Source organism: Hymenobacter daecheongensis DSM 21074 (assembly GCF_900141805.1).
GTDB lineage: Bacteria > Bacteroidota > Bacteroidia > Cytophagales > Hymenobacteraceae > Hymenobacter > Hymenobacter daecheongensis.
This window is the reverse complement of record NZ_FQYN01000002.1, coordinates 544,196-569,544: the sequence shown is the minus strand read 5'-3', so window position 1 is coordinate 569,544 and position 25,349 is coordinate 544,196. Positions and strand designations below refer to the sequence as shown.

Annotated in this window: 35 protein-coding genes; all 35 read left to right on the top strand. The window is 55.8% G+C overall.

The genetic code is table 11. The features are described 5' to 3' along the window. Nucleotides 1-49: 49 nt before the first annotated feature. Entirely contained in the window at nucleotides 50-2,194 is a 2,145-nt protein-coding gene (gene fusA / locus BUB62_RS05345) for an elongation factor G (protein ID WP_073107093.1), read from the top strand. Between the two features lie 21 nt (nucleotides 2,195-2,215). Then, nucleotides 2,216-2,521 (top strand): 30S ribosomal protein S10, encoded by a 306-nt coding sequence (rpsJ, locus tag BUB62_RS05340; protein ID WP_073107090.1) that lies wholly within the window; start codon nucleotides 2,216-2,218, stop codon nucleotides 2,519-2,521. A gap of 108 nt (nucleotides 2,522-2,629) precedes the next feature. Next, the gene (locus BUB62_RS05335) at nucleotides 2,630-3,910 is read left to right on the top strand and encodes an O-antigen ligase family protein (RefSeq protein WP_073107088.1); all 1,281 of its coding nucleotides are present in this window, start codon (nucleotides 2,630-2,632) and stop codon (nucleotides 3,908-3,910) included. 288 nt (nucleotides 3,911-4,198) lie between these two features. Further along, complete coding sequence (rplC, locus tag BUB62_RS05330) at nucleotides 4,199-4,819, top strand: 50S ribosomal protein L3 (RefSeq protein ID WP_073107085.1); 621 nt, start codon at nucleotides 4,199-4,201, stop codon at nucleotides 4,817-4,819. 9 nt (nucleotides 4,820-4,828) lie between these two features. Further along, nucleotides 4,829-5,467 (top strand): 50S ribosomal protein L4, encoded by a 639-nt coding sequence (gene rplD, locus BUB62_RS05325; RefSeq protein WP_073107082.1) that lies wholly within the window; start codon nucleotides 4,829-4,831, stop codon nucleotides 5,465-5,467. Beyond that, the gene (gene rplW / locus BUB62_RS05320; RefSeq protein ID WP_073107080.1) at nucleotides 5,467-5,754 is read left to right on the top strand and encodes a 50S ribosomal protein L23; all 288 of its coding nucleotides are present in this window, start codon (nucleotides 5,467-5,469) and stop codon (nucleotides 5,752-5,754) included. The genes rplD and rplW overlap by 1 nt, the downstream gene beginning before the upstream one ends. A 37-nt stretch (nucleotides 5,755-5,791) precedes the next feature. Next, on the top strand, nucleotides 5,792-6,619 hold the full coding sequence (gene rplB, locus BUB62_RS05315) for a 50S ribosomal protein L2 (protein ID WP_073107077.1): 828 nt from the start codon (nucleotides 5,792-5,794) through the stop codon (nucleotides 6,617-6,619). Between the two features lie 3 nt (nucleotides 6,620-6,622). Next, entirely contained in the window at nucleotides 6,623-6,901 is a 279-nt protein-coding gene (gene rpsS, locus BUB62_RS05310) for a 30S ribosomal protein S19 (RefSeq protein WP_073107075.1), read from the top strand. A gap of 1 nt (nucleotide 6,902) precedes the next feature. Further along, on the top strand, nucleotides 6,903-7,385 hold the full coding sequence (rplV, locus tag BUB62_RS05305) for a 50S ribosomal protein L22 (RefSeq protein ID WP_073107072.1): 483 nt from the start codon (nucleotides 6,903-6,905) through the stop codon (nucleotides 7,383-7,385). Between the two features lie 4 nt (nucleotides 7,386-7,389). Further along, a complete protein-coding gene (gene rpsC / locus BUB62_RS05300) occupies nucleotides 7,390-8,244 on the top strand; it encodes a 30S ribosomal protein S3 (RefSeq protein WP_073107070.1) in 855 nt (284 codons plus the stop codon). Between the two features lie 37 nt (nucleotides 8,245-8,281). Then, a complete protein-coding gene (gene rplP / locus BUB62_RS05295; protein WP_073107067.1) occupies nucleotides 8,282-8,707 on the top strand; it encodes a 50S ribosomal protein L16 in 426 nt (141 codons plus the stop codon). 1 nt (nucleotide 8,708) lies between these two features. Beyond that, nucleotides 8,709-8,921, top strand: coding sequence for a 50S ribosomal protein L29 (gene rpmC, locus BUB62_RS05290; protein WP_073107065.1), 213 nt, complete (start codon nucleotides 8,709-8,711; stop codon nucleotides 8,919-8,921). A 2-nt stretch (nucleotides 8,922-8,923) separates the two neighbouring features. After that, the gene (gene rpsQ, locus BUB62_RS05285) at nucleotides 8,924-9,217 is read left to right on the top strand and encodes a 30S ribosomal protein S17 (RefSeq protein WP_073107062.1); all 294 of its coding nucleotides are present in this window, start codon (nucleotides 8,924-8,926) and stop codon (nucleotides 9,215-9,217) included. A gap of 1 nt (nucleotide 9,218) precedes the next feature. After that, a complete protein-coding gene (gene rplN, locus BUB62_RS05280) occupies nucleotides 9,219-9,587 on the top strand; it encodes a 50S ribosomal protein L14 (protein ID WP_073107059.1) in 369 nt (122 codons plus the stop codon). Between the two features lie 3 nt (nucleotides 9,588-9,590). After that, the gene (gene rplX, locus BUB62_RS05275) at nucleotides 9,591-9,857 is read left to right on the top strand and encodes a 50S ribosomal protein L24 (RefSeq protein ID WP_073107057.1); all 267 of its coding nucleotides are present in this window, start codon (nucleotides 9,591-9,593) and stop codon (nucleotides 9,855-9,857) included. A gap of 12 nt (nucleotides 9,858-9,869) precedes the next feature. Further along, nucleotides 9,870-10,430, top strand: coding sequence for a 50S ribosomal protein L5 (rplE, locus tag BUB62_RS05270; RefSeq protein WP_073107054.1), 561 nt, complete (start codon nucleotides 9,870-9,872; stop codon nucleotides 10,428-10,430). Next, nucleotides 10,423-10,692 carry a 30S ribosomal protein S14 gene (gene rpsN / locus BUB62_RS05265; protein ID WP_044016038.1) on the top strand — a complete coding sequence of 90 codons (270 nt, stop codon included), beginning with the start codon at nucleotides 10,423-10,425 and terminating at the stop codon, nucleotides 10,690-10,692. Before rplE ends, rpsN begins: the two co-directional genes overlap by 8 nt. Before the next feature lie 191 nt (nucleotides 10,693-10,883). Next, complete coding sequence (gene rpsH, locus BUB62_RS05260) at nucleotides 10,884-11,282, top strand: 30S ribosomal protein S8 (RefSeq protein WP_073107051.1); 399 nt, start codon at nucleotides 10,884-10,886, stop codon at nucleotides 11,280-11,282. Between the two features lie 18 nt (nucleotides 11,283-11,300). Further along, nucleotides 11,301-11,855 (top strand): 50S ribosomal protein L6, encoded by a 555-nt coding sequence (rplF, locus tag BUB62_RS05255; protein ID WP_073107048.1) that lies wholly within the window; start codon nucleotides 11,301-11,303, stop codon nucleotides 11,853-11,855. Between the two features lie 9 nt (nucleotides 11,856-11,864). Then, nucleotides 11,865-12,215 carry a 50S ribosomal protein L18 gene (rplR, locus tag BUB62_RS05250; RefSeq protein WP_044515439.1) on the top strand — a complete coding sequence of 117 codons (351 nt, stop codon included), beginning with the start codon at nucleotides 11,865-11,867 and terminating at the stop codon, nucleotides 12,213-12,215. Nucleotides 12,216-12,221: 6 nt separating this feature from the next. After that, nucleotides 12,222-12,818 (top strand): 30S ribosomal protein S5, encoded by a 597-nt coding sequence (gene rpsE / locus BUB62_RS05245; protein ID WP_234988635.1) that lies wholly within the window; start codon nucleotides 12,222-12,224, stop codon nucleotides 12,816-12,818. A 6-nt stretch (nucleotides 12,819-12,824) separates the two neighbouring features. Beyond that, on the top strand, nucleotides 12,825-13,004 hold the full coding sequence (gene rpmD / locus BUB62_RS05240; protein WP_073107046.1) for a 50S ribosomal protein L30: 180 nt from the start codon (nucleotides 12,825-12,827) through the stop codon (nucleotides 13,002-13,004). A gap of 13 nt (nucleotides 13,005-13,017) precedes the next feature. Further along, a complete protein-coding gene (gene rplO, locus BUB62_RS05235; protein ID WP_073107043.1) occupies nucleotides 13,018-13,464 on the top strand; it encodes a 50S ribosomal protein L15 in 447 nt (148 codons plus the stop codon). Nucleotides 13,465-13,476: 12 nt separating this feature from the next. After that, a complete protein-coding gene (gene secY / locus BUB62_RS05230; RefSeq protein WP_073107041.1) occupies nucleotides 13,477-14,796 on the top strand; it encodes a preprotein translocase subunit SecY in 1,320 nt (439 codons plus the stop codon). Nucleotides 14,797-14,803: 7 nt separating this feature from the next. Continuing rightward, complete coding sequence (map, locus tag BUB62_RS05225; RefSeq protein WP_073107038.1) at nucleotides 14,804-15,574, top strand: type I methionyl aminopeptidase; 771 nt, start codon at nucleotides 14,804-14,806, stop codon at nucleotides 15,572-15,574. A 4-nt stretch (nucleotides 15,575-15,578) separates the two neighbouring features. Then, the gene (infA, locus tag BUB62_RS05220) at nucleotides 15,579-15,797 is read left to right on the top strand and encodes a translation initiation factor IF-1 (protein WP_073107036.1); all 219 of its coding nucleotides are present in this window, start codon (nucleotides 15,579-15,581) and stop codon (nucleotides 15,795-15,797) included. 117 nt (nucleotides 15,798-15,914) lie between these two features. Then, a complete protein-coding gene (rpmJ, locus tag BUB62_RS05215; RefSeq protein WP_046246595.1) occupies nucleotides 15,915-16,031 on the top strand; it encodes a 50S ribosomal protein L36 in 117 nt (38 codons plus the stop codon). 24 nt (nucleotides 16,032-16,055) lie between these two features. Continuing rightward, nucleotides 16,056-16,433 carry a 30S ribosomal protein S13 gene (gene rpsM / locus BUB62_RS05210; RefSeq protein ID WP_073107034.1) on the top strand — a complete coding sequence of 126 codons (378 nt, stop codon included), beginning with the start codon at nucleotides 16,056-16,058 and terminating at the stop codon, nucleotides 16,431-16,433. An 85-nt stretch (nucleotides 16,434-16,518) separates the two neighbouring features. Continuing rightward, on the top strand, nucleotides 16,519-16,911 hold the full coding sequence (gene rpsK / locus BUB62_RS05205; RefSeq protein WP_073107032.1) for a 30S ribosomal protein S11: 393 nt from the start codon (nucleotides 16,519-16,521) through the stop codon (nucleotides 16,909-16,911). A 128-nt stretch (nucleotides 16,912-17,039) separates the two neighbouring features. After that, entirely contained in the window at nucleotides 17,040-17,645 is a 606-nt protein-coding gene (gene rpsD, locus BUB62_RS05200) for a 30S ribosomal protein S4 (protein WP_073107030.1), read from the top strand. A 133-nt stretch (nucleotides 17,646-17,778) separates the two neighbouring features. Further along, complete coding sequence (locus BUB62_RS05195) at nucleotides 17,779-18,768, top strand: DNA-directed RNA polymerase subunit alpha (protein WP_073107028.1); 990 nt, start codon at nucleotides 17,779-17,781, stop codon at nucleotides 18,766-18,768. Nucleotides 18,769-18,984: 216 nt separating this feature from the next. Next, a complete protein-coding gene (rplQ, locus tag BUB62_RS05190; protein ID WP_073107026.1) occupies nucleotides 18,985-19,563 on the top strand; it encodes a 50S ribosomal protein L17 in 579 nt (192 codons plus the stop codon). A gap of 326 nt (nucleotides 19,564-19,889) precedes the next feature. Then, nucleotides 19,890-21,161 (top strand): phosphopyruvate hydratase, encoded by a 1,272-nt coding sequence (eno, locus tag BUB62_RS05185; RefSeq protein WP_073107024.1) that lies wholly within the window; start codon nucleotides 19,890-19,892, stop codon nucleotides 21,159-21,161. An 86-nt stretch (nucleotides 21,162-21,247) separates the two neighbouring features. After that, on the top strand, nucleotides 21,248-21,562 hold the full coding sequence (locus BUB62_RS05180; protein ID WP_073107021.1) for an FtsB family cell division protein: 315 nt from the start codon (nucleotides 21,248-21,250) through the stop codon (nucleotides 21,560-21,562). 117 nt (nucleotides 21,563-21,679) lie between these two features. Continuing rightward, nucleotides 21,680-25,336, top strand: coding sequence for a CARDB domain-containing protein (locus BUB62_RS05175; protein ID WP_073107020.1), 3,657 nt, complete (start codon nucleotides 21,680-21,682; stop codon nucleotides 25,334-25,336). Nucleotides 25,337-25,349: the final 13 nt, after the last annotated feature.

Sequence of the window (25,349 nt, the reverse complement as noted above, 5' to 3'; positions counted from 1 at the left end):
TCCGCCGGCTGCTCAGGCACTAATCACACATTCACTCATTCAAATAGACATGGCTGTTAATAAAGATCTGCAATACCTCCGGAATATCGGGATTATGGCGCACATCGATGCTGGTAAAACCACCACGTCGGAGCGCATTCTCTACTATACCGGTAAGACCCACAAGATCGGGGAAGTGCACGAAGGTGCCGCCACGATGGACTGGATGGAGCAGGAGCAGGAGCGTGGTATCACCATCACGTCGGCTGCTACTACTACGTTCTGGAACTACCCGACCGATGCTAACGGTGACCCAACCCCGGACACCAAGCAGTACAAGATCAACCTCATCGATACTCCCGGCCACGTTGACTTCACGGTAGAAGTGGAACGCTCGCTGCGCGTACTCGATGGTGCCGTTGCTCTGTTCTGCGCCGTATCGGGCGTGGAGCCGCAGTCGGAAACCGTATGGCGTCAGGCTGACAAGTACAAGGTGCCCCGCATCTGCTTCGTCAACAAGATGGACCGTGCCGGTGCTGACTTCTTCAAGGCCGTATCCGAAATCAAGGAAAAGCTGGGTGCCAACCCCGTACCGCTGCAAATTCCAATCGGCGCCGAGGATACCTTCAAGGGTGTCGTTGACCTGCTGACTGGTAAGGCCATCGTATGGGATGATGCTACCCAGGGCAAGTCGTACCACGAAATCCCGGTTCCCGCGGATTTGGTGGACACGGTAGCCGAGTGGCGTCAGAAGCTGGTAGAAAGCGTTGCCGAGTACGACGACGCGCTGCTGGAGAAGTTCTTCGAGAACCCTGATTCCATCACGAAAGAGGAAATGATGGTCGTTATCCGCCAGGCGGTTATCGACATGAAGTTCTCGCCCGTAATGTGCGGTTCGGCCTTTAAAAACAAAGGCGTACAGTCGATGCTGGACGGCGTAATGGCCTACCTGCCTTCGCCGCTGGATATGCCTCCCATCATTGGCACAAACCCCGACACGGGCGAGGAAATCGAGCGTCACCCCGACAACTCGGAGCCCTTCACCGCTTTGGCGTTTAAGATTGCCACTGACCCCTTCGTGGGCCGTCTGTGCTTCTTCCGCTGCTACAGTGGCGTGCTGGATGCCGGCTCGTACGTGCACAACAACCGCACGAACAAGAAGGAGCGTATCTCGCGTCTGATGCAGATGCACTCCAACAAGCAGAACCCGATCGACAAGATCCAGGCCGGCGACATTGCTGCCGGCGTTGGCTTCAAGGACATCAAGACCGGCGACACGCTGACCGACGAGAAGACGCGCATCGTCCTCGAGTCGATGAGCTTCCCGGAGCCGGTAATCGGCTACGCCATCGAGCCTAAGACCCAGGCGGACATGGACAAGATGGGTATGGCCATTGCTAAGCTCGTGGAAGAAGATCCTACCCTGGTAGTACAGACCGACCCCGAGACGGGCCAGACGGTACTGAAAGGTATGGGTGAGCTTCACCTTGAAATCATTATCGACCGTATGCGTCGTGAATTCAAGGTTGAAATCAACCAGGGCGCCCCAATGGTAGCCTATAAGGAGATTCTGACCAAGAAGGTGGAGCACCGCGAAACCTACAAGAAACAAACTGGTGGTCGGGGTAAATTCGGTGATATCCAGTTCGAGCTGGGCCCGAAAGAAACCGATCCGGAGAAGCCAGGTCTGGAGTTCGTAAACGGCATCACCGGTGGTGTTATCCCGCGCGAATTCATTGCCCCGGTTCAGAAAGGCTTCGAAGAGGCTATGAAGAACGGCCCGCTGGCCGGCTTCCCAATCGAAGGCATGCGCGTGCGCCTGTTCTACGGTTCGTATCACGACGTTGACTCGGACGCCCTGTCTTTCGAACTCGCCGCCCGTGGTGGTTTCCGCGAAGCTGGTCGTCTGGCCGGTCCGAAGCTGCTTGAGCCCATCATGGCGGTAGAAGTAGTTTCGCCCGACGAGTACACGGGTTCCGTAACCGGTGACCTGAACCGTCGTCGCGGTATCATGAAAGGTTTGGACACCAAAGGTGGTCTGAACGTGGTAAAGGCCGACGTTCCGCTGTCGGAGCTGTTCGGCTACGTAACCACGCTCCGTACGATTTCGTCGGGTCGCGCTTCGGCGTCGCTCACGTTCTCGCACTACGACCAGGTGCCGCAAAACCTTGCCGAAGGCATCATTGCCAAGCAGAAGGGTAACTCCATTCGCTAACCCGCTTTCACTCAACATCACATGAATCAGAAAATTCGCATCAAACTCAAATCCTACGACCACAACTTGGTGGACAAATCGTCGGAGAAGATTGTGAAGGCGGTGAAGGCTACGGGCGCTATCGTGAGCGGTCCTATTCCCTTGCCGACCGTCAAGGAAAAATTCACCGTGCTTCGTTCGCCCCACGTGAACAAGAAGGCCCGGGAGCAATTCCAGCTCTGCACCTACAAGCGTCTGGTGGATATCTACTCGACTTCGTCGAAGACGGTAGATGCCTTGATGAAGCTGGAGTTGCCCAGCGGCGTTGACGTTGAAATCAAAGTCTGAGGACCGGTTTCACCCGTTGAATAAGTTAAACACCCCATCGGTTTTCGGACCGGTGGGGTGTTTTTTTGACTATCCTTCCCAACTTAGCGCTTCTCTTAACCCACCTAAATGGCGTCAACTCTGGCTTCTACCGTCACTATTCTCCGCCTGCACTTTGCAGCTACGCTGTTCTGCGCATTCGTTATTGTGGGGCTATTTGTGGCTAACTATTTCCGCATTCTGCCCAGTATCGGTATTGCCGGCCTCGGGCTGACGGCCATTAGTTACGCCCTAGTATATAAGCGCGTGGCTAATCGGCAGCAATGGCCGCTGTTCGGCTCCTTCATCGTTATCTATGGCATCCACCTGCTGAGTGGCCTCAACACGGAAGCAGCAAACATGGGCGAGTATTACCGGGACGTAGTGCTGCAGCTACCCTTCGTGGTGCTGCCGCTGGCGTTTTGGGTGCTACCAGCTTTGCCGGCCCAGAAGCTGGAGAATCTGTGGCGGCTTTTCATCGGCTGCGTGGTCGTTTCCGCGCTGATAAGTACCGGCTACTATCTGCTGCACGCAGCGGCCATCAATGAAATCTATTTGCACTCGAAGATTATGCCCACCGAGCCCGACCACATTCGGTTTAGTCTGATGGTGACGCTGGCAGTGGCGGTGGGGGTAGTGCTGTTGAACTGGGGCCGCAATACGACGGCCTGGCGCGTGGCGCTATTAATGGCTGTCATATACCTAGCGCTGTTTCAGCATTTATTGGCCGTGAGAAGCGGCTTGGTTACACTGTATGCGGTAGGAGGGATGTACTTCCTCTGGCTGGTATTGCGAGCAAAGCACTACCGCCGCGCCGCCTATCTGACCGGCTGCCTGCTGCTGCTGCCTGCTGTTAGCTATTTGTGCTTTCCGACTTTTCGCAACAAGTTCATCAACACCCAGGAGGACTTGGGCAAGGTGAGTGATACGCAGGCGGCCAATAATTATTCGCTGGTGGCGCGGGTGTATTCCTACAAAGCGGCCTGGGCCATTATGAAGCAGAACCCGGTAACCGGAGTCGGTAAGGCCGATATGCAGGACGAAATGGCCAGGCAGTTTCGGCAGCACTACCCGGAAATTGCTGAAAGCTCCTACTTGCTGCCGCATAACCAATTCATTTACGACCTAGTCGCCTTTGGTCTGCTGGGCACGCTGCTGTTTGCGGTGTGTTTCTACTACCCGGCATTTTGGGCGTGGCCTCAGTTTGCCCCGCTGCTGGTGGCTCAGTATACGCTGGTCACGCTTTCCTTTCTGGTCGAGTACACACTCGAAACCCAGATTGGTCTGACCTTCTCCCTGTTTTTCCTGCTGCTCAGCCTGAACGGGTTGCTTCCCGCGCCTGATGAATCCCAGCAATGGCGGCCGGCCTGAAAATGGTAGCCGCGAGGCAGGATTGCACTTTTCACTACTCCCCGGCAACAGCAGTAGTGTTCTTTCAGGCAGTGCGAACATAGAACATATTCATTTGCGGCAGATACTTCAAAATGGAACGGCTTGAAGGCCAGCAAATAGCCGCTTAGCTGAGTCAACTACGTGACCCTGAAAATATTTCGGAGCGGGGTTAGATTTCTGTCCTACTTTTTCCTAGCTTTGCACTCCCATTGCGAAAACGTCATTTGGGCGTTTTCTTTTTGCGTCTTTTCATAAACACATAACAGAATGCCTGGCATCATCGGTAAGAAAATCGGTATGACAAGCCTCTTCACTCCGGACGGGAAGAACATTCCCTGCACGCTCATCGAGGCGGGTCCGTGCGTAGTGACGCAGGTTAAGACAGCTGCGAATGACGGTTACACCGCCATTCAGATCGGCTACGGCGAGAAAAAAGCGAAGAATACGACCAAGGCTTTGGCCGGTCACTTCGCGAAAGCCGGTACCACCCCCAAGAAAAAGCTCGTTGAATTCCGCCTCGACGCGGAGTCTACGTACGCTGCAGGCGCCACCATCGACGCGACTCTCTTCGAAGAAGGGGAGTTCGTTGACGTTGTGGGTACCTCCAAAGGTAAAGGTTTCCAGGGCGTAGTGAAGCGTTACAACTTCGCTGGTGTTGGCGGGCAGACCCACGGTCAGCATAACCGTCTGCGTCACCCCGGTTCCATCGGTGCCTGCTCCTGGCCTTCGCGCGTATTCAAAGGAATGCGTATGGGTGGCCGCATGGGCAACGACCGGGTAAAAGTGCAGAACCTGAAGGTGATGCGCGTGGTAGCCGATAAGAACCTCATCTTGGTGAGCGGTTCGATTCCCGGTGCCAAGAACTCTTACGTGGTACTCGAGAAATAGACGATTACGATGGAACTCGCAGTATTTAACATCAAAGGTGAGGACACCGGCCGTAAGGTGACGCTGTCTGACGCCATCTTCGGCCTCGAGCCGAACGAGCACGTGATGTACCTCGACGTGAAGCAGTACCTGGCCAACCAGCGCCAGGGCACGCACAAGTCGAAGCAGCGCAACGAGGTGCACGGCACCACGAAGAAGCTCAAGAAGCAAAAAGGTACGGGCGGCGCCCGCGCCGGCAGCATGAAGTCGCCGGTATTCATTGGTGGTGGCCGTGTATTCGGTCCTGAGCCCCGTGACTACGGCTTCAAGCTCAACAAAAAAACCAAGCGCCTGGCTCGTCTGTCGGCTCTGTCGACGCTGGCCCAGGATGGCAAAATCGCCCTGGTTGAGAACATCAGCCTGAGCGCTCCTAAAACGAAAGATTTCCTCTCGATCCTGTCGGGTCTGAAGCTGAACAACGGCAAGAAAACCCTGCTCGTGACCGGCGAAATCGACAAGAACGTGGTGCTGTCGGCCCGCAACATTCAGCGCGTGAGCGTAGCTACGCCCGTAGCGCTGAACACGCACGACCTGCTCAACACGGACACGCTGCTGCTGTCGGAAGACGGGTTGAAATCGTTGGAACAACTTTATTCGACCGCTGAGTAATGAGCACGCTGAAGAAACCCATCGTGACCGAAAAGGCCACCGCCCTGAACGAAAAAGGTCAGTACTCCTTCCAGGTGGAGCGTACGGCCAACAAGGTTCAGATCAAAAAGGAAATCGAGGCGCTGTATGGCGTGACGGTAACGGGCATTAGCACGATCCGCACCAACGGCAAGATGAAGACCAAATCCACGAAGGCCGGCCAGGTAACGGGCCGTCGCCCGCACGGGAAAAAGGCAATTGTAACTGTGAAGGAAGGCGACGTAATCGACTTCTACAACGGTATCTAGGGTCGGGCAACCGACGAAACGCGCATTTTAAACTAAAATGGCACTCAAAAAACTAAGACCAACATCACCGGGTCAGCGCTTCCGCATCGCCCCGGCCTTCGACGAAATTACGACGTCGAAGCCGGAGAAGTCGCTGTTGGCACCCATGGAAAAATCCGGTGGCCGCAACAACGCGGGTAAAATGACCAACCGCTACATCGGCGGTGGTCACAAGCAGAAGTATCGTGTTATCGACTTCAAGCGTGACAAAGCCGGCGTACCGGCCACGGTGAAGACGATTGAATACGATCCTAACCGCACGGCGCGTATCGCTCTGCTGCACTACGCCGACGGCGAAAAGCGCTATATCATTGCGCCCGCTGGCCTGGCTGTAGACACAGTAGTGGTATCGGGCCCTGGTGTTGCGCCCGAAGTTGGCAACGCGCTGACGCTGCGTGAAATCCCGCTGGGTACCATCCTGCACAACATCGAGCTGATGCCCGGTAATGGTGCAGCCATGGCTCGCTCGGCTGGCACGTACGCCCAGCTCGTGGCCCGCGAAGACAAATACGCTACGCTGAAACTGCCTTCCGGTGAGATGCGCATGGTCCTGGTGACCTGCATGGCTACCGTCGGTACCGTTTCGAATGGTGACCACATGAACGTTCGGATGGGCAAAGCCGGTCGGAATCGTTGGATGGGTCGTCGTCCGCGTGTTCGTGGTGTGGCTATGAACCCCGTCGATCACCCAATGGGTGGTGGCGAAGGCAAATCGTCCGGTGGTCACCCACGCAGCCGTAACGGTATCTTCTCGAAAGGTCAGAAGACCCGTAACAAGAACAAGTACTCCGAACAGCTCATCGTTAACCGTAAAGGCAAGAGATAATCAATGGCACGTTCACTAAAAAAAGGGCCGTACATTGACTTTCGGCTCGAGAAGAAAGTAGTAGCGATGGAAGGTTCCGGCAAAAAGTCGGTTATCAAGACCTGGTCACGCCGCTCCATGATTTCCCCGGATTTCGTGACGCATACTTTCGCGGTTCACAACGGTAATAAGTTCATCCCGGTTTTCGTCACGGAAAACATGGTAGGTCACAAGCTCGGTGAGTTTGCTCCTACCCGCAACTTCCGCGGCCACGTAGCCAAGAAAGATAAAGGCAAGCGCTAAGATGGAAGCAAGAGCTAAACTCAATAACGTGCCTACCTCGCCGCGCAAGATGCGGCTGGTAGCCAACATGGTTCGCGGTCAGAAAGTGACCCGCGCCCTGGGCTTGCTGAAATTCGAAGCCAACTCGGGTGCTGAGCGGATCGAAAAACTGCTCCTGTCGGCTCTGGCCAACTGGCAGCAGAAAAACGAAGACGAGCGAATCGAGGATGCTAATCTCTACATCAAGGAGATTTTCGTAGACGAAGGCCGTCAGCTGAAGCGTTTGCGCCCCGCCCCTCAGGGTCGTGGTCACCGCATCCGCAAGCGTTCCAACCACGTGACGCTGGTAATTGACTCGAAAGTAGAGCCCCTGGGTAGCAAAGCTGCTGCTCAACAGGCTGCTGAGACGAAAGGCACCGAAGCCAACGCTGAAGGCAAAGCGAAGACCACGCGTCGTAGCTCGGCTAAGAAATCAACTGAAACGAAGGCAGAAGCCACCGCATAGCACTATGGGACAGAAAGTAAATCCGGTTGGCTTCCGTCTGGGCGTCATCAAAGGATGGGACTCGAACTGGTACGGCGGCAAGGACTTTGCCGACAAGCTGGTTGAGGACGAAAAAATCCGCAAATACATCATGGCTCGGATTCCGAAAGGTGGCATTAGCCGCATCGTAATCGAGCGTACGCTGAAGCGCATCACCATCACCATCAACACCGCTCGTCCGGGCGTGGTTATTGGCAAGGGCGGCGCCGAAGTGGATAAGATCAAAGACGAGCTGAAGCAGATCACCAGCAAGGACGTTCAGATCAACATCTTCGAAATTAAGCGTCCAGAACTCGACGCGAAACTGGTTGGTGAGAGCATTGCTCAGCAGCTCCAGGCTCGTATCTCCTTCCGTCGCGCCATGAAGATGTCGATTCAGGCCGCTATGCGCGTGGGTGCTGAAGGCATCAAGATTCAGTGTGGTGGTCGTCTGGGTGGGGCTGAAATTGCCCGCTCGGAGCAGTACAAAGAGGGTCGCACTCCGTTGCACACCCTGCGTGCTGACATCGACTACGCTCTGTCGGAGGCCCAGACGGTCTATGGCAAAATCGGCATTAAGGTGTGGGTAATGCGGGGCGAGGTGTTCGGCAAGCCCGACCTGTCGCCTAACCAAGTTCCCGCTAACCAAGGCAACGACACCCGCGGCGGCAACGACCGTGGCCCACGCGGTGAGCGTGGCGACCGTGGCGGTGACCGTGGCCCACGTCGGAATGACCGGGGCGGCAACGACCGGGGTGGCGCAGGTGCTGGCGACCGTGGCCGTGGCCCCGGTGCTGGTGGTCCGAACCGCGGTGGTGGTGCAGGTGCACCCCGTCGCTAACTTTTCTCTCTTCTCGAATCCTTTTTTTCGATAACTCATGTTACAGCCGAAAAGAACCAAGTATCGGAAGATGCAGAAGGGTCGCGTGACTGGCCTGGCCTACAAGGGCTCCACCATCGACTTCGGTTCGTTCGCCATCAAGTCGCTGGAGGTTGCCTGGATTACGGCCCGCCAGATTGAAGCTGCCCGTATCGCCATGACCCGCGCTATGAAGCGTGAAGGTCAGGTATGGATCCGCATTTTCCCCGATAAACCAATCACCAAGAAGCCAGCCGAAGTTCGGATGGGTAAGGGTAAGGGTTCCCCAGAGTATTGGGTAGCCTGCGTGAAGCCCGGCACCATCATGTTCGAGTCGGACGGCGTTTCGTTGGAAGTAGCTCAGGAGTCGCTGCGTCTTGCTGCTCAGAAGCTGCCCGTGAAGACCAAGTTTGTTGTTCGTCGCGATTACGAAGAGAGCAAGTAAGATGAAGCAATCCGAAATCAAAGGTCTTTCGCTCGAGGAGCTGAAAGCCCAAGTTAAGACCGAACAGACCAGCGGTCAGGCCCTGCGCTTCGCGCACGCCATTTCCCCGCTGGAGAATCCGATTCGCCTGAAGCACAGCCGCAAGAACGTTGCTCGTCTCAAGACCGAGTTGACCCGTCGCGAAAACGAGCAGGCTAACCAAACTGCTAACTAACGATGGCAACCAACGAAGCAACCCAAGCAACGGCCGCCTCGGAAGAGCGGAACCTGCGCAAAGAAATCGTCGGCCGGGTGACTAGCTCCAAAATGGACAAGTCTATCACGGTGATGGTGGAAAGCAAAATGAAACACCCGATCTACGGCAAGTTCGTTACCAAGTCGACCAAATTCATGGCCCACGACGAGAACAACGAATGCGGCGAAGGCGATACGGTTCGCATCATGTCGACCCGTCCGCTGAGCAAGAGCAAGCGCTGGAGACTGGTAGAAATCGTAGAACGCGCCAAGTAAGATGATACAGCAAGAATCCCGTCTGACCGTCGCTGATAACAGCGGCGCCAAAGAAGTTCTCTGCATCCGTGTCCTCGGTGGCACGGGCAAGAAATACGCCAGCGTAGGCGACAAGATCGTGGTTTCGATCAAGTCGGCTATTCCTTCGGGCAACGCCAAGAAAGGTACTGTATCGAAGGCGGTAGTAGTTCGCACGAAGAAGGAAGTACGCCGCAAAGACGGTTCGTACATCCGCTTCGACGACAACGCTGCTGTTCTGCTCAACAATAACGACGAGCCCCGCGGTACCCGCATCTTCGGCCCGGTTGCCCGCGAACTGCGCGAGCGTCAGTTCATGAAGATCGTTTCGTTGGCTCCTGAAGTTCTCTAAGCAATGGCAACGAAAACGAAAGCACAGAAGCCCGTAAAACTGCACGTCAAGACCGGCGACACCGTGAAGGTGATTGCCGGCGACGAGCGCGGCAAGACCGGTGTCATCAAGTCGGTGAACCGTACGACTCAGCGCGTCATCGTGGACGGCCTGAACCTGGTGACCAAGCACAACAAACCCAGTGCTAAGAACCCGCAAGGGGGAATCACCAAGATTGAGGCTGGTATCCACGTCAGCAACGTGAAGGCCGTTGATTCGAAAAACGCCTAATCTGTTACGACAATGGCTCGACTCAAAGAGATTTATAAGAAAGACGTAGTACCCGCGCTCCAGGAGAAATTCCAGTTCAAGAGCATCATGCAGGTACCGCGCATCACCAAAATCTGCATCAACCGCGGTATTGGTGCGGCTGTAGCCGACAAAAAGCTGGTTGACAATGGCGTGGACGAACTGACGACCATCACTGGTCAGCGCGCCGTTGCCACCATCGCCAAGCGTTCGGTATCGAACTTTAAGCTGCGCGAAGGCATGCCAATCGGCGCCCGCGTAACGCTGCGTGGTGACCAGATGTACGAATTCATGGACCGTCTCTTAACGGTGGCGCTGCCCCGCGTACGTGACTTCAAAGGCATCAACGATAAAGGCTTCGATGGCCGCGGTAACTATACCCTGGGCATCAAAGAGCAAATCATCTTCCCCGAAATTTCGATCGATAAGATCAAGTCGATTTCGGGTATGGATATTACCTTCGTAACGACGGCCGAAAACGACGAGCAGAGCTACGAGCTCCTCAAAGCTTTCGGAATGCCGTTCGCTAACGCCAAGAAAGAAAACAATGGCTAAGGAATCCGCAAAAGCAAGAGCGCGCAAGCGCATCGCTACGGTTGCTCGTTATGCTGAGAAGCGTAAAGCTTTGAAGGCTGCCGGCGACTACGAAGGTCTGGACAAGCTCCCCAAGGATGCTTCGCCCGTACGCCTCCACAACCGGGACATGATCGACGGTCGTCCTCGTGGTTACATGCGTAAGTTCGGCATCAGCCGGGTGCGTTTCCGCGAAATGGCACTGGCCGGTAAAATCCCCGGTGTCACGAAGTCGAGCTGGTAAAACAGCTTCAGTTATCAAAGTAGCTTAGCCACGAGATAACGCCACTTGGCAGGTTGCCGAGAGAAACCATTGGCCGAGCCTCAATAAGTCGAGCCAAGAAGTCTTAACCGAAAATTTCGCTGCCGCTTTTTCGCGGGGGCGAAATTTTCTTATCTTTGCGCTCCGTTAAAACGAGTGCTCTTCTAAACCGAATGAATACAGATCCAATTGCCGACTACCTGACCCGGGTACGCAATGCCATCAAGGCAAACCACCGGGTAGTAGAAATTCCGGCCAGCAACATCAAAAAGGAAATCACGAAAGTGCTTTACCATAAGGGCTACATCCAGTCCTACCGTTTTGATGACTCATCGGTACAAGGCACGATCAAAATCGCGCTGAAGTACAATCCTACGACCAAGGTTCCGGCCATCACCAAGCTCGAGCGTATCAGCTCGCCTGGTCTGCGCACGTATGCCCACGTAGAAAACATGCCCCGCGTACTGAGCGGCTTGGGTATCGCAATCCTGTCTACGTCGAAAGGCGTGATGACAGAGAAAGAGGCCAAAGCCCAGAACGTTGGTGGCGAAGTATTGTGCTACGTTTACTAATCGAGAAAGAACCAGACTATGTCACGCATTGGTAAACTCCCGATCAGCCTGCCTACGGGCGTCCAGGTTGAAGTAAGCAACGACAACACGGTAACGGTAAAAGGCCCGAAAGGCACTTTGTCGACTCCCGTAGACCGCGACATCATCCTCACCAACGCCGATGGCCAGTTGGTAGTAGAGCGTCCGACCGAGCAGAAGCGCCACAAGGCGATGCACGGTCTGTACCGCTCGCTGCTCAACAACATGGTTGTTGGCGTAAGTAACGGCTATGAGCACAAGCTGGAGCTGGTAGGTGTAGGATACAAGGCTGCAATGGCCGGTACTACGCTGGAATTGTCGTTGGGTTACTCGCACAACATCTTCCTGGCTCTGCCCAAGGAAGTAACGGCTACCGCTCTCACCGAGAAAGGTAAAAACCCGATTGTTACGCTGAACAGCATTGATAAGCAACTGCTGGGTCAGGTAGCCGCTAAGATTCGTTCCCTGCGCAAAGTCGAGCCATACAAAGGCAAAGGCGTACGCTTTGTGGGCGAGGTCATCCGTCGTAAGGCTGGTAAAACAGCTTCGAAATAATTTCGCATCATGGCTTTCGATAAAGCAACTAGAAGAAAACGGATCCAGCGCATCATCCGCACTAAGGTGGCTGGCACGTCCGAGCGCCCTCGTCTGTCGGTGTTTCGCAGCAATACGGGCATTTACGCCCAGATTATTGACGACACTACCGGCAACACGCTGGCGTCTGCTTCCTCGAAGCACGTTTCGGTGGAAGGGGGCAACGGAGTCGCCCTCGCTGCCGCAGTCGGCAAAGAACTTGCTGCCCGTGCTACAGGAAAAGGAATTTCGAAAGTGGTATTTGACCGTTCCGGTTACCTCTACCACGGCCGCGTAAAATCATTGGCAGAAGGAGCCCGCGAAGGCGGCCTCAATTTCTAAGGCATCATGGCAGAAATGAATAACAATCCCCGTGGTGGTGGCAATGAGCGCGGCGGCAACGACCGTCGCGGCGCTGGCAACGACCGTCGTGGTAACACCAACGAGCAGTCTCGCACTGGCGATTCTGATCTGAAAGAAAAAGTGGTTGCCATCAACCGCGTAGCCAAAGTAGTAAAGGGCGGTCGTCGCTTCAGCTTCTCGGCCATCGTGGTAGTAGGTGACGGAAACGGCACAGTAGGCTACGGCCTGGGCAAAGCCAACGAAGTAACCGACGCCATTGCCAAAGGCATTGACGATGCTAAAAAGAACCTAGTGAAAGTGCCGCTGTACAAGCACACCGTTCCCCACGTGATGGAAGGCAAATACTCGGGTGGCTTCGTCCTCGTGCAGCCCGCAGCAGCAGGTACCGGCGTAATTGCTGGTGGTGCTATGCGCGCCGTATTCGAAAGCGCCGGCATCAAGGACGTTCTGGCCAAATCGAAAGGCTCGTCGAACCCCCACAACGTGGTAAAGGCTACGTTCGATGCTCTCCTCAAAATGCGCGACCCAATGCAGATTGCACAGGCTCGTGGCATCACCCTCGCCCAAGTTTTTAACGGCTAAGTAGAGATGGCGCAGATCCACATCAAACTCGTAAAAAGCGTAATTGACCGCCCTGAGCGTCAAAAACGTACCGTCAAGGCTTTGGGCCTGGGCAAAATGGGCAGCACTTCCGAAAAAGAACTCAACCCGCAGATTGCTGGGATGGTTGCGGCAGTACAGCACCTGGTAGAAGTAACTGAACTCTAGGAGCATCTTCGATATGAATCTCAGCAATCTCTCACCCGCCACTGGCTCGACGCGCAACAACAAGCGCCTTGGCCGTGGTACGGGTTCCGGCCGCGGCGGCACATCGACGCGTGGTCACAAAGGTCAAAAGTCGCGTTCGGGCTACTCCAAGAAGTCAGGCTTTGAAGGTGGCCAGATGCCCCTGCAGCGTCGGGTTCCAAAGTTCGGCTTCAAGAACATCAACCGCATTGAGTACAAAGGGGTTAACCTGGACGTATTGCAGGGCCTGAACGAGCAGCATGGTGCTACCACCATGGACGCTGCTTTTTTCGTAGCCAGCGGTTTGGCTTCTAAAAACGCCAAAATCAAAGTTCTGGGTCGCGGTGAAATCACCCAGGCGCTAGAAGTACATGCCCACGCCTTCTCGAAATCGGCGGTTGAAGCCATCGAGAAAGCTGGTGGTAAAGCTGTGACGCTTTAAGCCTATCTGGCAATGAACAAGTTTATCACCACGATAAAGAACATTTTTGCGATTGAAGATCTGCGTACGCGGATCTTCAATACGCTTTTTTTCATTGCCATCTATCGGCTGGGGTCCTTCGTTGTGTTACCCGGAGTCGACTCAACCCGGTTGAAGCAAGGCTCTGAGGGCGTATTCGGGATTCTGGATACGCTGCTCGGCGGTGCTTTCAGCAATGCTTCGATTTTTGCCCTGGGCATTATGCCGTACATCTCGGCATCTATCGTCCTGCAGTTGCTGACCATTGCGGTTCCTTATTTCCAGAAGCTGCAGAAGGAAGGTGAGTCAGGGCGCAAGAAAATCAACCAATACACCCGCATTCTGACCATCCCCATCGTGTTGGCGCAGTCAGTTGGCTTTATTGCCACCATTAATGCGGATGCTATCATCAACCCCAGCACGTTCTTCACCATCTCCACGATGATGATTATTACGGCTGGGACGCTTTTTTGCATGTGGCTGGGGGAAAAGATCACCGATAAAGGTATCGGCAACGGTATTTCGATGATCATCATGATTGGCATTGTGTCCCGTCTCCCTGGTGCCATCGTTGGTGAAGCTCTGGCTAAGGGCATGCGTGGCTCGCTGATCTTTCTGATCGAAGCGGTTGTATTGTTCTTGGTAGTAATGGGCGTTATCATTCTGACGCAGGCTGTTCGCCGTATCCCGGTGCAGTATGCCAAGCAGGTAGGTGGTACTACGCAACTGAATGCGCAGCGTCAGTTTATCCCGCTGAAGGTAAATGCTGCTGGTGTTATGCCTATCATTTTCGCCCAGTCGCTGATGTTCGTGCCCGCCATTTTGGCCTCGGTCTGGCAGGCGGATAGCGAAACAGCCAGCTACATCGGGCAGAAGTTTTCGGACTACACTTCCTGGCAGTATAACTTGGTTTTCGCCACGCTCATCATTGTCTTCACTTACTTCTACACGGCTATCAGCGTCAATCCTAACCAGATTGCGGATGATCTGAAGCGTAGTGGTGGTTTCGTGCCCGGTGTAAAGCCTGGCCGCGACACCTCAGAGCATATGGACGAGGTGCTGACCCGCATTACCTTGCCCGGAGCAATTGCCCTAGCGTTGATTGCCATCTTCCCAGCTTTTGCGCTGCTGGCTGGCGTGACGCGCCCGTTCTCTGCCTTCTACGGCGGTACATCCCTCATCATTATGGTGGGTGTAGTATTGGATACGCTCAATCAGGTAGAAAGCTACTTGCTGATGCGTCATTACGACGGCATGATGAAAACCGGTAAGCTCCGCGGCCGCTCTACTCAGGACGTGGCCATGGCATCTTAATTCGGTCATGATTGTTTATAAGACTGAAGAAGAAATAGAACTCATCCGGGCCAGCGCGAAAGTGCTGGCTCAAGCCCACGGAGAGGTGGCAGGCATGATCAAGGAGGGAGTCACCACGCGGCAGCTCGACCGTCGCGCGGAAGAATTCATCCGGGATAATGGGGGCCAACCTTCCTTCAAAGGGTATAATGGTTTTGAATACAGCCTTTGCATCTCACCCAACTCGGTTGTGGTGCACGGTTTTCCAAACGACGAGCCGCTGAAGAGTGGGGATATTGTTTCGGTAGACTGCGGCGTGTTACTCAACGGCTATCATTCGGATAGCGCTTACACCTACCCAATCGGGGAGGTGGCTCCGGAAGTACTCCAGTTGCTGACTGACACCAAGCAGTCTTTGTACCTGGGTATTGAGGCTGCTTTTGCTGGTAACCGCATCGGTGATATCGGATATGCTATCCAGAACTTCGTAGAGAAGAAAGGGTATGGCGTAGTTCGGGAACTGGTCGGGCACGGACTAGGCAAGAATCTTCATGAAGGGCCGGAAGTGCCAAACTATGGCAAGCGCGGCGCAGGAGTAAAGCTGCAGGAGGGATTGGTCATTGCCATTGAGCCAATGATTAATCTGGGCACGAAGAACGTGGTGCAGGAGAAAGATGGCTGGACCATCCGAACCAAAGACCGCAAGCCTTCGGCGCACTTTGAGCACACGGTAGTAATACGCAAAGACAAGGCGGAAATTCTGACCTCCTTCGAATACATAGAAAAAGCCTTACAGTAGCCTTATGGCCAAACAATCCTCCATTGAGCAGGACGGAGTAATTCTCGAAGCACTTTCCAACGCAATGTTTCGCGTGGAACTGGAAAACGGTCACACCCTCGTGGCGCACATTTCCGGCAAAATGCGGATGCACTACATCAAGATCCTGCCGGGAGATAAGGTGAAGCTGGAGATGTCGCCCTACGACTTGTCGAAGGGCCGCATCGTCTACCGTTACAAATAAGGGTCTTAGGGACCTGGGGTCTTCGGGTCTTGGTTGACGTTTAGATAACCAGCCCTCATCCGACTTCGGTTTCCTAGCACAGACCTCAAGTTCCTAAGTCTCTCAGATTCCATTTCCATGAAAGTTAAAACCTCGGTCAAAAAGCGCAGCGTTGACTGTAAGCTGGTTCGCCGCAACGGCAAACTGTACGTCATCAACAAAAAGAACCCACGCTTCAAACAGCGTCAGGGTTAAGCACCAGACTTTTTAAAAAAGCACATGGCTCGTATTGCAGGGGTAGACATCCCAGACAACAAGCGCGGCGAAATCGCGCTGACGTACATTTTCGGCATCGGCCGTCCATCCGCACAACGCATCCTGACAAAGGCCGGCATCGACCTGAGTAAGAAAGTGAAGGACTGGACGGAAGCAGAGGCCGGCGAAATTCGTAGTATCATTGCTGCCGAAATCAAGACGGAAGGTGTTCTGCGCTCAGAAGTGCAGCTGAACATCAAGCGTCTGATGGACATCGGCTGCTACCGCGGCTTGCGTCACCGGAAGGGTCTACCAGTTCGTGGGCAGCGCACCAAGAACAACTCCCGTACCCGTAAGGGCAAGCGGAAGACCGTTGCGAACAAGAAAAAAGCTACTAAATAAATTGTAGCGGGAATCGAAGCCTGTTCGGGTGAGTAACTCACCCGAACAGGCTTCAACACCTTCCGCAGTTTTTTGCGATAACCAAATGGCACAAAAAAGAAAAGACAAGGCTAAAAAGCGCATTGTCGTTGTTGAGGCAGTAGGTCAGATTCACATCAAGGCTTCGTTCAACAACATCATCATTTCCATCACCAACAACAATGGCCAGGTTATCTCCTGGGCCTCGGCTGGTAAGATGGGATTCAAAGGCTCCAAAAAGAACACTCCTTACGCGGCCCAGATGGCGGCCACGGATTGCGCCAAAGTTGCCCACGACCTGGGTATGCGCAAGGCTGAAGTGTTCGTGAAGGGTCCGGGTGCTGGCCGCGAGTCGGCCATCCGTACGCTCCAGAATGTGGGCATTGAGGTAACTACCATCCGCGACGTGACCCCGCTGCCGCACAACGGCTGCCGTCCACCTAAGCGTCGTCGCGTCTGATATACTGAACTGGTTCGCCGCAAGGCGGGCCGCCCGTGTCGGGTTTCTGATGCGCTTACGCTGAGTAAGCTGCGTCTGAGAAGCCCGACACGCGTGGTTCAACCCCTCCAAAACTCAACATCCCCGAAATGGCACGTTATACCGGTCCCAAATCCAAGATTGCTCGTCGCTTCGCAGAGCCGATCTTCGGTCCGAGCAAAGCGCTCAACAAAAAGAACTATCCTCCAGGTCAGCACGGTCGTGGCCGTCGTAAGAAGCAGAGCGAATACGCTGTGCAGTTGATGGAGAAGCAGAAGGTGAAGTACATGTACGGCATCCTGGAAAAGCAATTTGAAAACCTTTTCCACAAAGCCGCAGCGCTGCCCGGCATCACGGGTGAAAACCTGTTGGCCCTGCTCGAGTCGCGCCTCGATAACACGGTGTACCGTCTGGGCATCGCCCCAACGCGCCGTGCTGCTCGTCAGCTCGTGCTGCACCGTCACATCACGGTGAACGGTGATGTGGTGAATATCTCGTCGTACAAACTCCGCGCCGGCGACGTTGTTGCCGTACGTGAGAAGTCGAAGTCGCTGGAAGCCATTACGACCAGCCTTTCCTCGCGCAATGCCCGCGCTTTCTCGTGGCTGGAGTGGGACGGCAAAGAGCTGGTGGGTAAGTTCCTGAACGCCCCTGCCCGTGACCTCATCCCCGAGAAAATCACGGAGCAGCTCATCGTCGAGCTTTACTCGAAGTAATGCTGGCGGTCCGGCTGCGGCCGGGCGCTGCTACTTCGTTTATTTAATAGATTTTAGTAGTGAGTAGTGAGTATTTAGACTAAGAAGTCTTGTTGCTCACTACTCATTCCTTAATACTTCAAAAGCCCCACTTATGTCAATCTTAGCTTTTCAAATGCCGGAGAAAGTTGTGATGGAGAAATCCGACGACTTTTACGGAACGTTTGAATTTAAACCGCTGGAGAAAGGCTACGGCGTCACGATCGGCAACGCACTGCGCCGCATCCTGCTGTCGTCGCTGGAGGGCTACGCCATTACGTCGGTTCGGACGGCCAGCGTGCTGCACGAATTCATGACCATTGAAGGTGTGATTGAGGATATGTCCGAAATCATCCTGAATCTGAAGCAGGTTCGCTTCAAGAAGGTCAGCGACGCAATTGAGGATAAAATCACGGTCCGCATCAAGGGCCAGGATGCTTTCTCGGCGGGCGACATCAATAAGTTCACCAACGGTTTCGAGGTCCTGAACACGGATCTGGTTATCTGCCACATCGACCCGAGCGTAGAGCTGGAGTTCGAGTTTACGGTGCAGAAAGGCCGCGGCTACGTACCCGCCGAGGAAAACCGCCCTACGGATCAGGTGTTCGGGCAAATCGCCATCGATGCCATCTTCACGCCGATCAAGAACGTGAAGTACAGCATTGAGAACACCCGCGTAGAGCAAAAGACCGACTACGAGAAGCTGCTCATCGAGATTCAGACGGACGGTTCGATCCACCCCGAAGAAGCTCTGAAAGGTGCTGCCAACATCCTGATTCAACACTTCATGCTGTTCTCGGACAACACGATGACCTTCGAGACGGCCAAAGCCGAGGAAGAGGAAACCGTGGACGAGGAGACGCTGCACATGCGTAAAGTTCTGAAGACGCCTCTGGCGGATATGGACCTGAGCGTACGTGCTTACAACTGCCTCAAGGCCGCCGACATCAAGTCGCTCGGCGACTTGGTGCAGCTGGACATGAGCGACATGATGAAGTTCCGCAACTTCGGTAAGAAGTCGCTGACGGAGTTGGAAAACCTTGTAGAGGAAAAAGGTCTGACCTTCGGGATGGACCTGGGCAAATATAAGCTCGACGAAGAATAGAGATTAAATGTGGAAATGTGCTGAATGTGGGTAATGTGCTCGTCACATATCCACTTCAGCACATTTTTTATGTCTGGTCATTCCGTACCTTTGCACTCCATTTTCACACTTTCCTAACCAGTGAGCCCGAAGGGGCGACGGTTCTAATGAGAAAGGTGCCGCAAGGCAGCTTTTCCGCCGTGGTCGTCGTCCGCAAGCTCACACATTTTCACTTTTATGCGTCACGGTAAAAAAATCAACCACCTGGGCCGGACGGCCTCGCACCGCAATGCCATGCTTTCGAACATGGCTTCGTCTTTGATCATGCACAAGCGGATTGAGACGACCGTTGCGAAAGCCAAAGCACTGCGTAAGTTCGTAGAGCCGCTGCTGACCAAAGCTAAGAGCGACACCACGCACTCGCGGCGGACGGTATTCTCGACGCTGCAGAACAAAGAGTCTATCAAGGAGTTGTTTGACTCGGTAGCTGGTAAAATTGCGAATCGTCCCGGTGGATATACTCGCATCATCAAGCTGAGCGACTCGCGTCTGGGCGACAACGCCGAGATGTGCATCATTGAGCTGGTAGACTACAACGATGCCATGCTGGAAGCCAAGGCTGCCGGCGAAGCTAAAACGACTACCCGTCGTTCGCGCAGCAAGAAAAAGGCTACCGACGCGGCTGCTCCCGCTGCTACCACGGCTGCTCCGGCGGCTGTAGTAAGCGAGGAAGCTGCTGCTGCCACCGATGCTCCGACCGAGACGCTGAAAGAAGGCGAAACCCGCGACGAGAAAAGCGGAGAAGCTGCTTCGTAGTAACGAAAGCAACTGAGTTTTGGAAGGGGACGTGCCGTGAGGTGCGTCCCCTTTTTTGTTTCGCGCACAGGCCGGTAAGTAGCCTCCATCCTCTTGTCAAATAGTGCGCAACGCGGCACATCAGATCCGTAGAGATACATGTGCTGCTAGGTGTGGGCCTGAATTTCGGCCCTGGCCGGAAGGGTAGGGGATGTGCGGCCTAAAAAGTAGGATGGGCTGTTTTCTGAAATCCTTACCTTTCCGCTCCCAAGCGGTGCGGCCCCAAGGCGGGCTATAGCCGCGGGGCTGCCACCCAACACTCATTTTCAACCTTTCCTTCTTTCAACATGAGCATTATCTCGGCCATCCATGCCCGCCAGATTTTTGATTCGCGCGGTAACCCAACTGTCGAAGTAGACGTGACCACCGAAAGCGGGGCCGTGGGCCGCGCCGCCGTGCCCTCGGGCGCCAGCACCGGCAAACACGAAGCCGTGGAGCTGCGCGACGACGACAAGAGCAAGTACATGGGCAAGGGCGTGCTGAAGGCCGTGGAAAACGTGAACAGCCGCATTGCCGAGGAGCTGATGGGCTTTTCGGTATTTGAGCAGGGCCTGCTCGATAAGATCATGCTCGAAATCGATGGGACGCCCAACAAGGCCAGCCTAGGAGCCAACGCCATCCTGGGCGTGTCGTTAGCCGTGGCCCGCGCTGCGGCCCAGGAAGCCGGGATGCCGCTGTACCGCTACGTGGGCGGCGTGGGCGCTACCACCCTGCCCGTGCCGATGATGAACATCCTGAACGGCGGCTCGCATGCCGACAACAGCATCGACTTTCAGGAGTTCATGATTATGCCCGTGGGCGCTCCTTCGTTTTCGGAGGCGTTGCGCTGGGGCACCGAAATCTTCCACCACCTGAAGGACGTGCTCAAGAAGCAGGGCTTCAGCACCAACGTGGGCGACGAAGGCGGCTTCGCGCCGAATATCAAGAGCAACGAAGACGCTATCAAAATCGTCATTCAGGCCATCGAAAAGGCCGGCTACAAGCCCGGCGATGATGTAATGATTGCCATGGATGCCGCCGCCTCGGAATTCTACGCCGACGGGCACTACCACTTCAAGAAGAGCACCGGCGACAAGCTGACCTCGGCAGAAATGGTGAATTACTGGACCGACTGGACCAAGAAGTACCCCATCATCAGCATTGAGGATGGCATGGATGAGGACGACTGGACCGGCTGGAAAAGCCTCACAGACAGCATTGGCAGCACTACCCAGCTGGTGGGCGACGACCTGTTTGTGACCAACGTGAACCGCCTGCAGCGCGGCATTGATGAGAAGATTGCCAACGCCATTCTCATCAAGGTGAACCAGATCGGGACGCTCACCGAGACGATTGACGCCGTGAATCTGGGCCGCCGCAACGGCTACAAGAGCATCATGAGCCACCGCTCGGGCGAGACGGAGGACAATACCATTGCTGACCTGGCCGTGGCCCTGAACACCGGCCAGATCAAGACCGGCTCGGCCTCGCGCTCCGACCGCATGGCGAAGTACAACCAACTGCTGCGCATTGAGGAAGAGCTGGGCGAAACGGCCTATTTCCCCGGCCGCAAGATGTAGGGGTAGGACAATTCCACGCCAACCAGTGAAAATTATAGGGCCCGGTCTGCACGCAGACCGGGCCTTTTGCTTTATCTTTGAGAGCTATGCAGTTACTACAGTTATTCGAGCGGGTGCCGCGCTTTCTACGCAGCTTTTACTTTCTCACCACCCTGGGTTTTTTGGTCTGGATGTTCGTTTTCGACTCCAATGACCTGTTTAAGCAATACGACATGTATGCCAAGTGGCGGGAGCTGCAGGGCGAGAAAGAATACTACCTGAAAAATATTGACCTGGTGAAAAAAGACCGCGCCGAGCTGCTGAGCAGCCCTGAGCTGCTGGAAAAGTTTGCCCGCGAAAAATACATCATGAAGCGCCCCGGCGAAGACGTGTTTATGCTGGTGCCCCAGGCCGCGCAGTAAGCCCGTCCGTGCGCCGCCACTGGCGGTGGGCATCCTCTACCGAATTTTCATTTTGCTGCCGTCGGGCTTATTGCCAGGCAGGGCTCCTTTTTACTTTATTCATTTTCAACCCCCTGTATGAAAGAAAATTACACGAACAATGGGCGGTGCCTGCCGTTGCGGCACACCTGGCTTGGCCTGGTGGCCGTGCTGCTGCTGCTGCTCACGGGCCGGGCTGCGGCGCAGTCGTACAACATGCCCGCTACGGGCACCACGACCATTACCACCTGCAGCGGTACGCTGTATGACAACGGCGGCCCCACGGGCTCGTACCCCGCCAACAGCACCGGCACCATCACCATTATGCCTGCTACGGCCGGCAACAAGGTGAAGCTGCAGTTTAGCACATATTCGGTGGGCTACTACGACCGGCTTTCGATTTATGACGGCTCCTCGACTTCGGCCCCGCTGATCGGGACTTATTCTGACTACCAGAGCCCCGGAACGGTGTATGCTACCACCAGCACCGGCACGCTCACTTTGCGCTTTGCCACAGACTACTACACCAGCGGTTATAACGGTTTCGCCGCCGATATTTCCTGCGTAACCACCGTGCCTCAGGCCGACCTGACCATTCAGGGCGCTTCCGTAACGCCGATTTCGGCCGTGCCGGGCACCAGCCTGTCGCTGTACAGCTCTATCTACAACCTGTCGGGCACTACGGCCACCAGCAGCACTATCGGCTATTATCTGTCAACGGATGCGACGCTGGATGCCACGGACGTACTGCTGGGCAGCTCGGTAGGCAGCAGCCTGCAGGTAGGCTCTTATTCGAGCCGGAATAGCTACGTAACGCTGCCAGCCACCACTACCTCGGGCGCCTACTACGTGCTGTTTGCGGCCGACTATCAGAATGCGGTGAGTGAAAGCAATGAAACCAACAACGTGTCGAGCGTCTACCTGAACGTGGTGCCGCCGACCGTGGACCTCATCATTCAGCAGCCGGCCGTGAGCCCGTCGAACACGGCTCCGGGCAACGTGCTAAACCTTTCCTGCGGTATTCTGAACCAGGGCAACGCTACGGCCAGCAACAGCAGCGTGGGTTTCTACCTTTCTACCAACACCACCCTGGATGCCAGCGACCAGTTGCTGACCTCGGCTTACGGCAGCGCCCTGACCCCAGGCTACCCTGCCTACCGCGGCGTGACCACCAACGTGCCGCCGGGCACTGCGCCGGGCACCTACTACATCCTGTTTGCCGCCGATTACCAGGATCTGGTGACGGAAAGCAATGAAACCAACAACGTAGCGAGCGTAGCGCTGACGGTAGCAGCTCCCAACGTGGACCTGATTGTGTCGCAGGCGGGGCTGAGCACCTACACGGTGTCGGCGGGTACGTCGGTGATGGCTAATGCGTACCTCTACAACCAGGGCAACACCACGGCCCCGACCAGTACGACCGGCTACTACTTCTCCTCGGATGCCACGCTCAGCGCCAACGACGTGCTGCTGAACAGCACCACCAGCGGCACGCTGGCGGCGGGCCAGGGCACTTACCCCAGCGCCCCGGTTACCATTCCGGCCACGGCTACGCCCGGCACCTACTACATTCTGTTTGTGGCCGACCACCTGAACACGGTGACGGAAAGCAACGAAACCAACAACGTGCGCAGCCTGAGCCTTTCGGTAGTTGCCCCCAGCATCGACCTGGTTATTCAGTCGCCCTACCTGGGCACTTCGACTTCCGTAGCCGGCGCTACGCTGAACGCGAGCTTCTACATCTACAATCAGGGCAACACTACGTCGCCCAGCTCCAACTCGGGCTGCTATCTTTCGACCGACAATACGTTCAGTGCGAATGATGTGCTGCTGGCTTCCAATACCGGCGGTGCCCTCGCGCCTGGCAACTACGGCTCTCGCTATTCCTCGCTGACCATCCCGGCCAGCACGGCGGCTGGCAACTATTACGTGCTTTTCGTGGCCGACGACCAGAGCCAGGTAGCCGAAACCAACGAGCAGAACAACGTCAGCTCCCTGATGCTCACGCTGGTAGCACCTGGTATCGACCTGCTTATCGCCCAGCAGGGTATTTCCCGCACCTCGGCAGCCGCCGGCTCGGGTCTGAGCGCAGGTGCCTACATTTACAACCAGGGCACTACCAGCGCTTCGTCCAGCACCGTTGGTTACTACCTTTCGACGGATAATGCGCTCAGTGCCAACGACGTGCTGCTGGGTGCCTCCACCGGCTCCATTCTGTATGCGGGCGGCTCTGACTACCGCAACGCCACGCTGACCATTCCGACCGCTACCACGGCCGGCAACTACTACGTGCTCTTCGTGGCCGACCATCTGGGCCAGGTAACTGAAACCAACGAGCAGAACAACGTAGCCTCAGCTGCGCTGACCGTCACGGCTCCTTTCAACGGTACTATCGTGCCTTACAGCGGCAGCGCTACCATCACTACGTGCAGCACTACCATTGCTGACAACGGCGGGGCCGACGACTACGCCAACAGCTCAAACGGAACGCTGGTTATCAACCCCTCCACGGCCGGCAACAAGATTCGTCTCACCTTCACGTCGTTGGTAGTAGAAACCTGCTGCGATGCGGTATCCGTGTACGATGGCCCGACCACCAGTGCAACGCTGCTGGGTACGTTCACCAGCTTGCCCACCGGCCCAATCACAGCTTCGGCGCAGAATACCAGCGGTGCGCTCACTGTGGTGTTCACCAGCGACCCCATCGTAGCAGCTCCTGGCTTCCTGGCTACGGTATCATGCATCACCCTGGGCCCACCCGATCTGATTGTGCAGACGCCCACGGCTTCGCTGTCGACGGTGGCCAGCGGGGGCATCATCAACCTGGGCGCTACGGTGCGCAACCAGGGCAGCGGCGATGCCGGCTCCAGCCAGCTGGGCTACTACCTCTCGACCAACACGACGCTCGACGCGAGCGACGTTTCGCTGGGAACTACCAGCGGTGGCCTGCTCGGGGCCGGCCTGAGCGCCCAGCGCGGTGGCAACTTCACCATTCCGGCCGCTACCACGGCTGGTAGCTACTACGTGCTCTATGTAGTCGATCCGCAGAACAGCGTGACGGAAAGCAACGAAACGAATAACACCGCTTCGCTGGCTCTCACAGTCACGATTTCGGCTCCTGATCTGGTGCTGACCCAGCCTACGCTGACCCCGGCTAGTGTGGCCGCGGGCAATTCGGTATCGGCCACGTGCCTGCTCAGCAACCAGGGCAGCGCCAGCGCGGCCGCTAGCCTGGTGGGCTTCTACCTCTCTACGGACAATGTGCTGAGCGCTAACGACGTGCTGCTGGGCACCACGGCGGCCCCGGCCATGGGCGTGTTCGGTGCCCTCACGCGCTCGGCGGCCGTAACTATTCCGGCCACCACCACGCCGGGCAGCTACTTTATGCTTTACGTGGCCGATCAGCAGGGCACCATCACGGAAACCGACGAAACCAACAACGTCATCAGCCGCGCCCTCACCGTTACGACGGGCACCGCCACGCAGGATCAGCTCAACGGCCTCACGCTGAGTGTGTATCCTAACCCGGCCACGCGCGGGCAGTTTGAAGTACGTCTCGATGGCTCGGCTACCGGCAAAGCCGCCAGCCTATTGCTCTACAACAGCTTGGGCCAACTGGTTACCCAGCAAGTGCTGCCACTGACGGCCGGACACGGCCCGGCGCGTTTCGCCACCAAGGAGCTGCCAGCGGGCGTATACCTGCTGCGCATTGCGGGGGATAACCTCAGTGCCACGCGCCGCGTCGTTATTGAGTAGCGAGTAGGCGGCC

Coding starts and splice junctions, on each gene's coding strand:
- eno (WP_073107024.1), top strand. CDS start 19,890: ATGAGCATTATCTCGGCCATCCATGCCCGCCAGATTTTTGATTCGCGC.
- BUB62_RS05195 (WP_073107028.1), top strand. CDS start 17,779: ATGTCAATCTTAGCTTTTCAAATGCCGGAGAAAGTTGTGATGGAGAAA.
- rpsD (WP_073107030.1), top strand. CDS start 17,040: ATGGCACGTTATACCGGTCCCAAATCCAAGATTGCTCGTCGCTTCGCA.
- secY (WP_073107041.1), top strand. CDS start 13,477: ATGAACAAGTTTATCACCACGATAAAGAACATTTTTGCGATTGAAGAT.
- rplQ (WP_073107026.1), top strand. CDS start 18,985: ATGCGTCACGGTAAAAAAATCAACCACCTGGGCCGGACGGCCTCGCAC.
- rplC (WP_073107085.1), top strand. CDS start 4,199: ATGCCTGGCATCATCGGTAAGAAAATCGGTATGACAAGCCTCTTCACT.
- rpsJ (WP_073107090.1), top strand. CDS start 2,216: ATGAATCAGAAAATTCGCATCAAACTCAAATCCTACGACCACAACTTG.
- rplN (WP_073107059.1), top strand. CDS start 9,219: ATGATACAGCAAGAATCCCGTCTGACCGTCGCTGATAACAGCGGCGCC.
- rpsE (WP_234988635.1), top strand. CDS start 12,222: ATGGCAGAAATGAATAACAATCCCCGTGGTGGTGGCAATGAGCGCGGC.
- rpmD (WP_073107046.1), top strand. CDS start 12,825: ATGGCGCAGATCCACATCAAACTCGTAAAAAGCGTAATTGACCGCCCT.
- rpsM (WP_073107034.1), top strand. CDS start 16,056: ATGGCTCGTATTGCAGGGGTAGACATCCCAGACAACAAGCGCGGCGAA.
- rpsN (WP_044016038.1), top strand. CDS start 10,423: ATGGCTAAGGAATCCGCAAAAGCAAGAGCGCGCAAGCGCATCGCTACG.
- rplE (WP_073107054.1), top strand. CDS start 9,870: ATGGCTCGACTCAAAGAGATTTATAAGAAAGACGTAGTACCCGCGCTC.
- rpsK (WP_073107032.1), top strand. CDS start 16,519: ATGGCACAAAAAAGAAAAGACAAGGCTAAAAAGCGCATTGTCGTTGTT.
- rpsC (WP_073107070.1), top strand. CDS start 7,390: ATGGGACAGAAAGTAAATCCGGTTGGCTTCCGTCTGGGCGTCATCAAA.
- rplF (WP_073107048.1), top strand. CDS start 11,301: ATGTCACGCATTGGTAAACTCCCGATCAGCCTGCCTACGGGCGTCCAG.
- rpsQ (WP_073107062.1), top strand. CDS start 8,924: ATGGCAACCAACGAAGCAACCCAAGCAACGGCCGCCTCGGAAGAGCGG.
- rpsS (WP_073107075.1), top strand. CDS start 6,623: ATGGCACGTTCACTAAAAAAAGGGCCGTACATTGACTTTCGGCTCGAG.
- rplO (WP_073107043.1), top strand. CDS start 13,018: ATGAATCTCAGCAATCTCTCACCCGCCACTGGCTCGACGCGCAACAAC.
- rplR (WP_044515439.1), top strand. CDS start 11,865: ATGGCTTTCGATAAAGCAACTAGAAGAAAACGGATCCAGCGCATCATC.
- rplD (WP_073107082.1), top strand. CDS start 4,829: ATGGAACTCGCAGTATTTAACATCAAAGGTGAGGACACCGGCCGTAAG.
- rplB (WP_073107077.1), top strand. CDS start 5,792: ATGGCACTCAAAAAACTAAGACCAACATCACCGGGTCAGCGCTTCCGC.
- rpmJ (WP_046246595.1), top strand. CDS start 15,915: ATGAAAGTTAAAACCTCGGTCAAAAAGCGCAGCGTTGACTGTAAGCTG.
- rplV (WP_073107072.1), top strand. CDS start 6,903: ATGGAAGCAAGAGCTAAACTCAATAACGTGCCTACCTCGCCGCGCAAG.
- map (WP_073107038.1), top strand. CDS start 14,804: ATGATTGTTTATAAGACTGAAGAAGAAATAGAACTCATCCGGGCCAGC.
- rplW (WP_073107080.1), top strand. CDS start 5,467: ATGAGCACGCTGAAGAAACCCATCGTGACCGAAAAGGCCACCGCCCTG.
- rpmC (WP_073107065.1), top strand. CDS start 8,709: ATGAAGCAATCCGAAATCAAAGGTCTTTCGCTCGAGGAGCTGAAAGCC.
- BUB62_RS05335 (WP_073107088.1), top strand. CDS start 2,630: ATGGCGTCAACTCTGGCTTCTACCGTCACTATTCTCCGCCTGCACTTT.
- fusA (WP_073107093.1), top strand. CDS start 50: ATGGCTGTTAATAAAGATCTGCAATACCTCCGGAATATCGGGATTATG.
- rplP (WP_073107067.1), top strand. CDS start 8,282: ATGTTACAGCCGAAAAGAACCAAGTATCGGAAGATGCAGAAGGGTCGC.
- rplX (WP_073107057.1), top strand. CDS start 9,591: ATGGCAACGAAAACGAAAGCACAGAAGCCCGTAAAACTGCACGTCAAG.
- BUB62_RS05175 (WP_073107020.1), top strand. CDS start 21,680: ATGAAAGAAAATTACACGAACAATGGGCGGTGCCTGCCGTTGCGGCAC.
- BUB62_RS05180 (WP_073107021.1), top strand. CDS start 21,248: ATGCAGTTACTACAGTTATTCGAGCGGGTGCCGCGCTTTCTACGCAGC.
- infA (WP_073107036.1), top strand. CDS start 15,579: ATGGCCAAACAATCCTCCATTGAGCAGGACGGAGTAATTCTCGAAGCA.
- rpsH (WP_073107051.1), top strand. CDS start 10,884: ATGAATACAGATCCAATTGCCGACTACCTGACCCGGGTACGCAATGCC.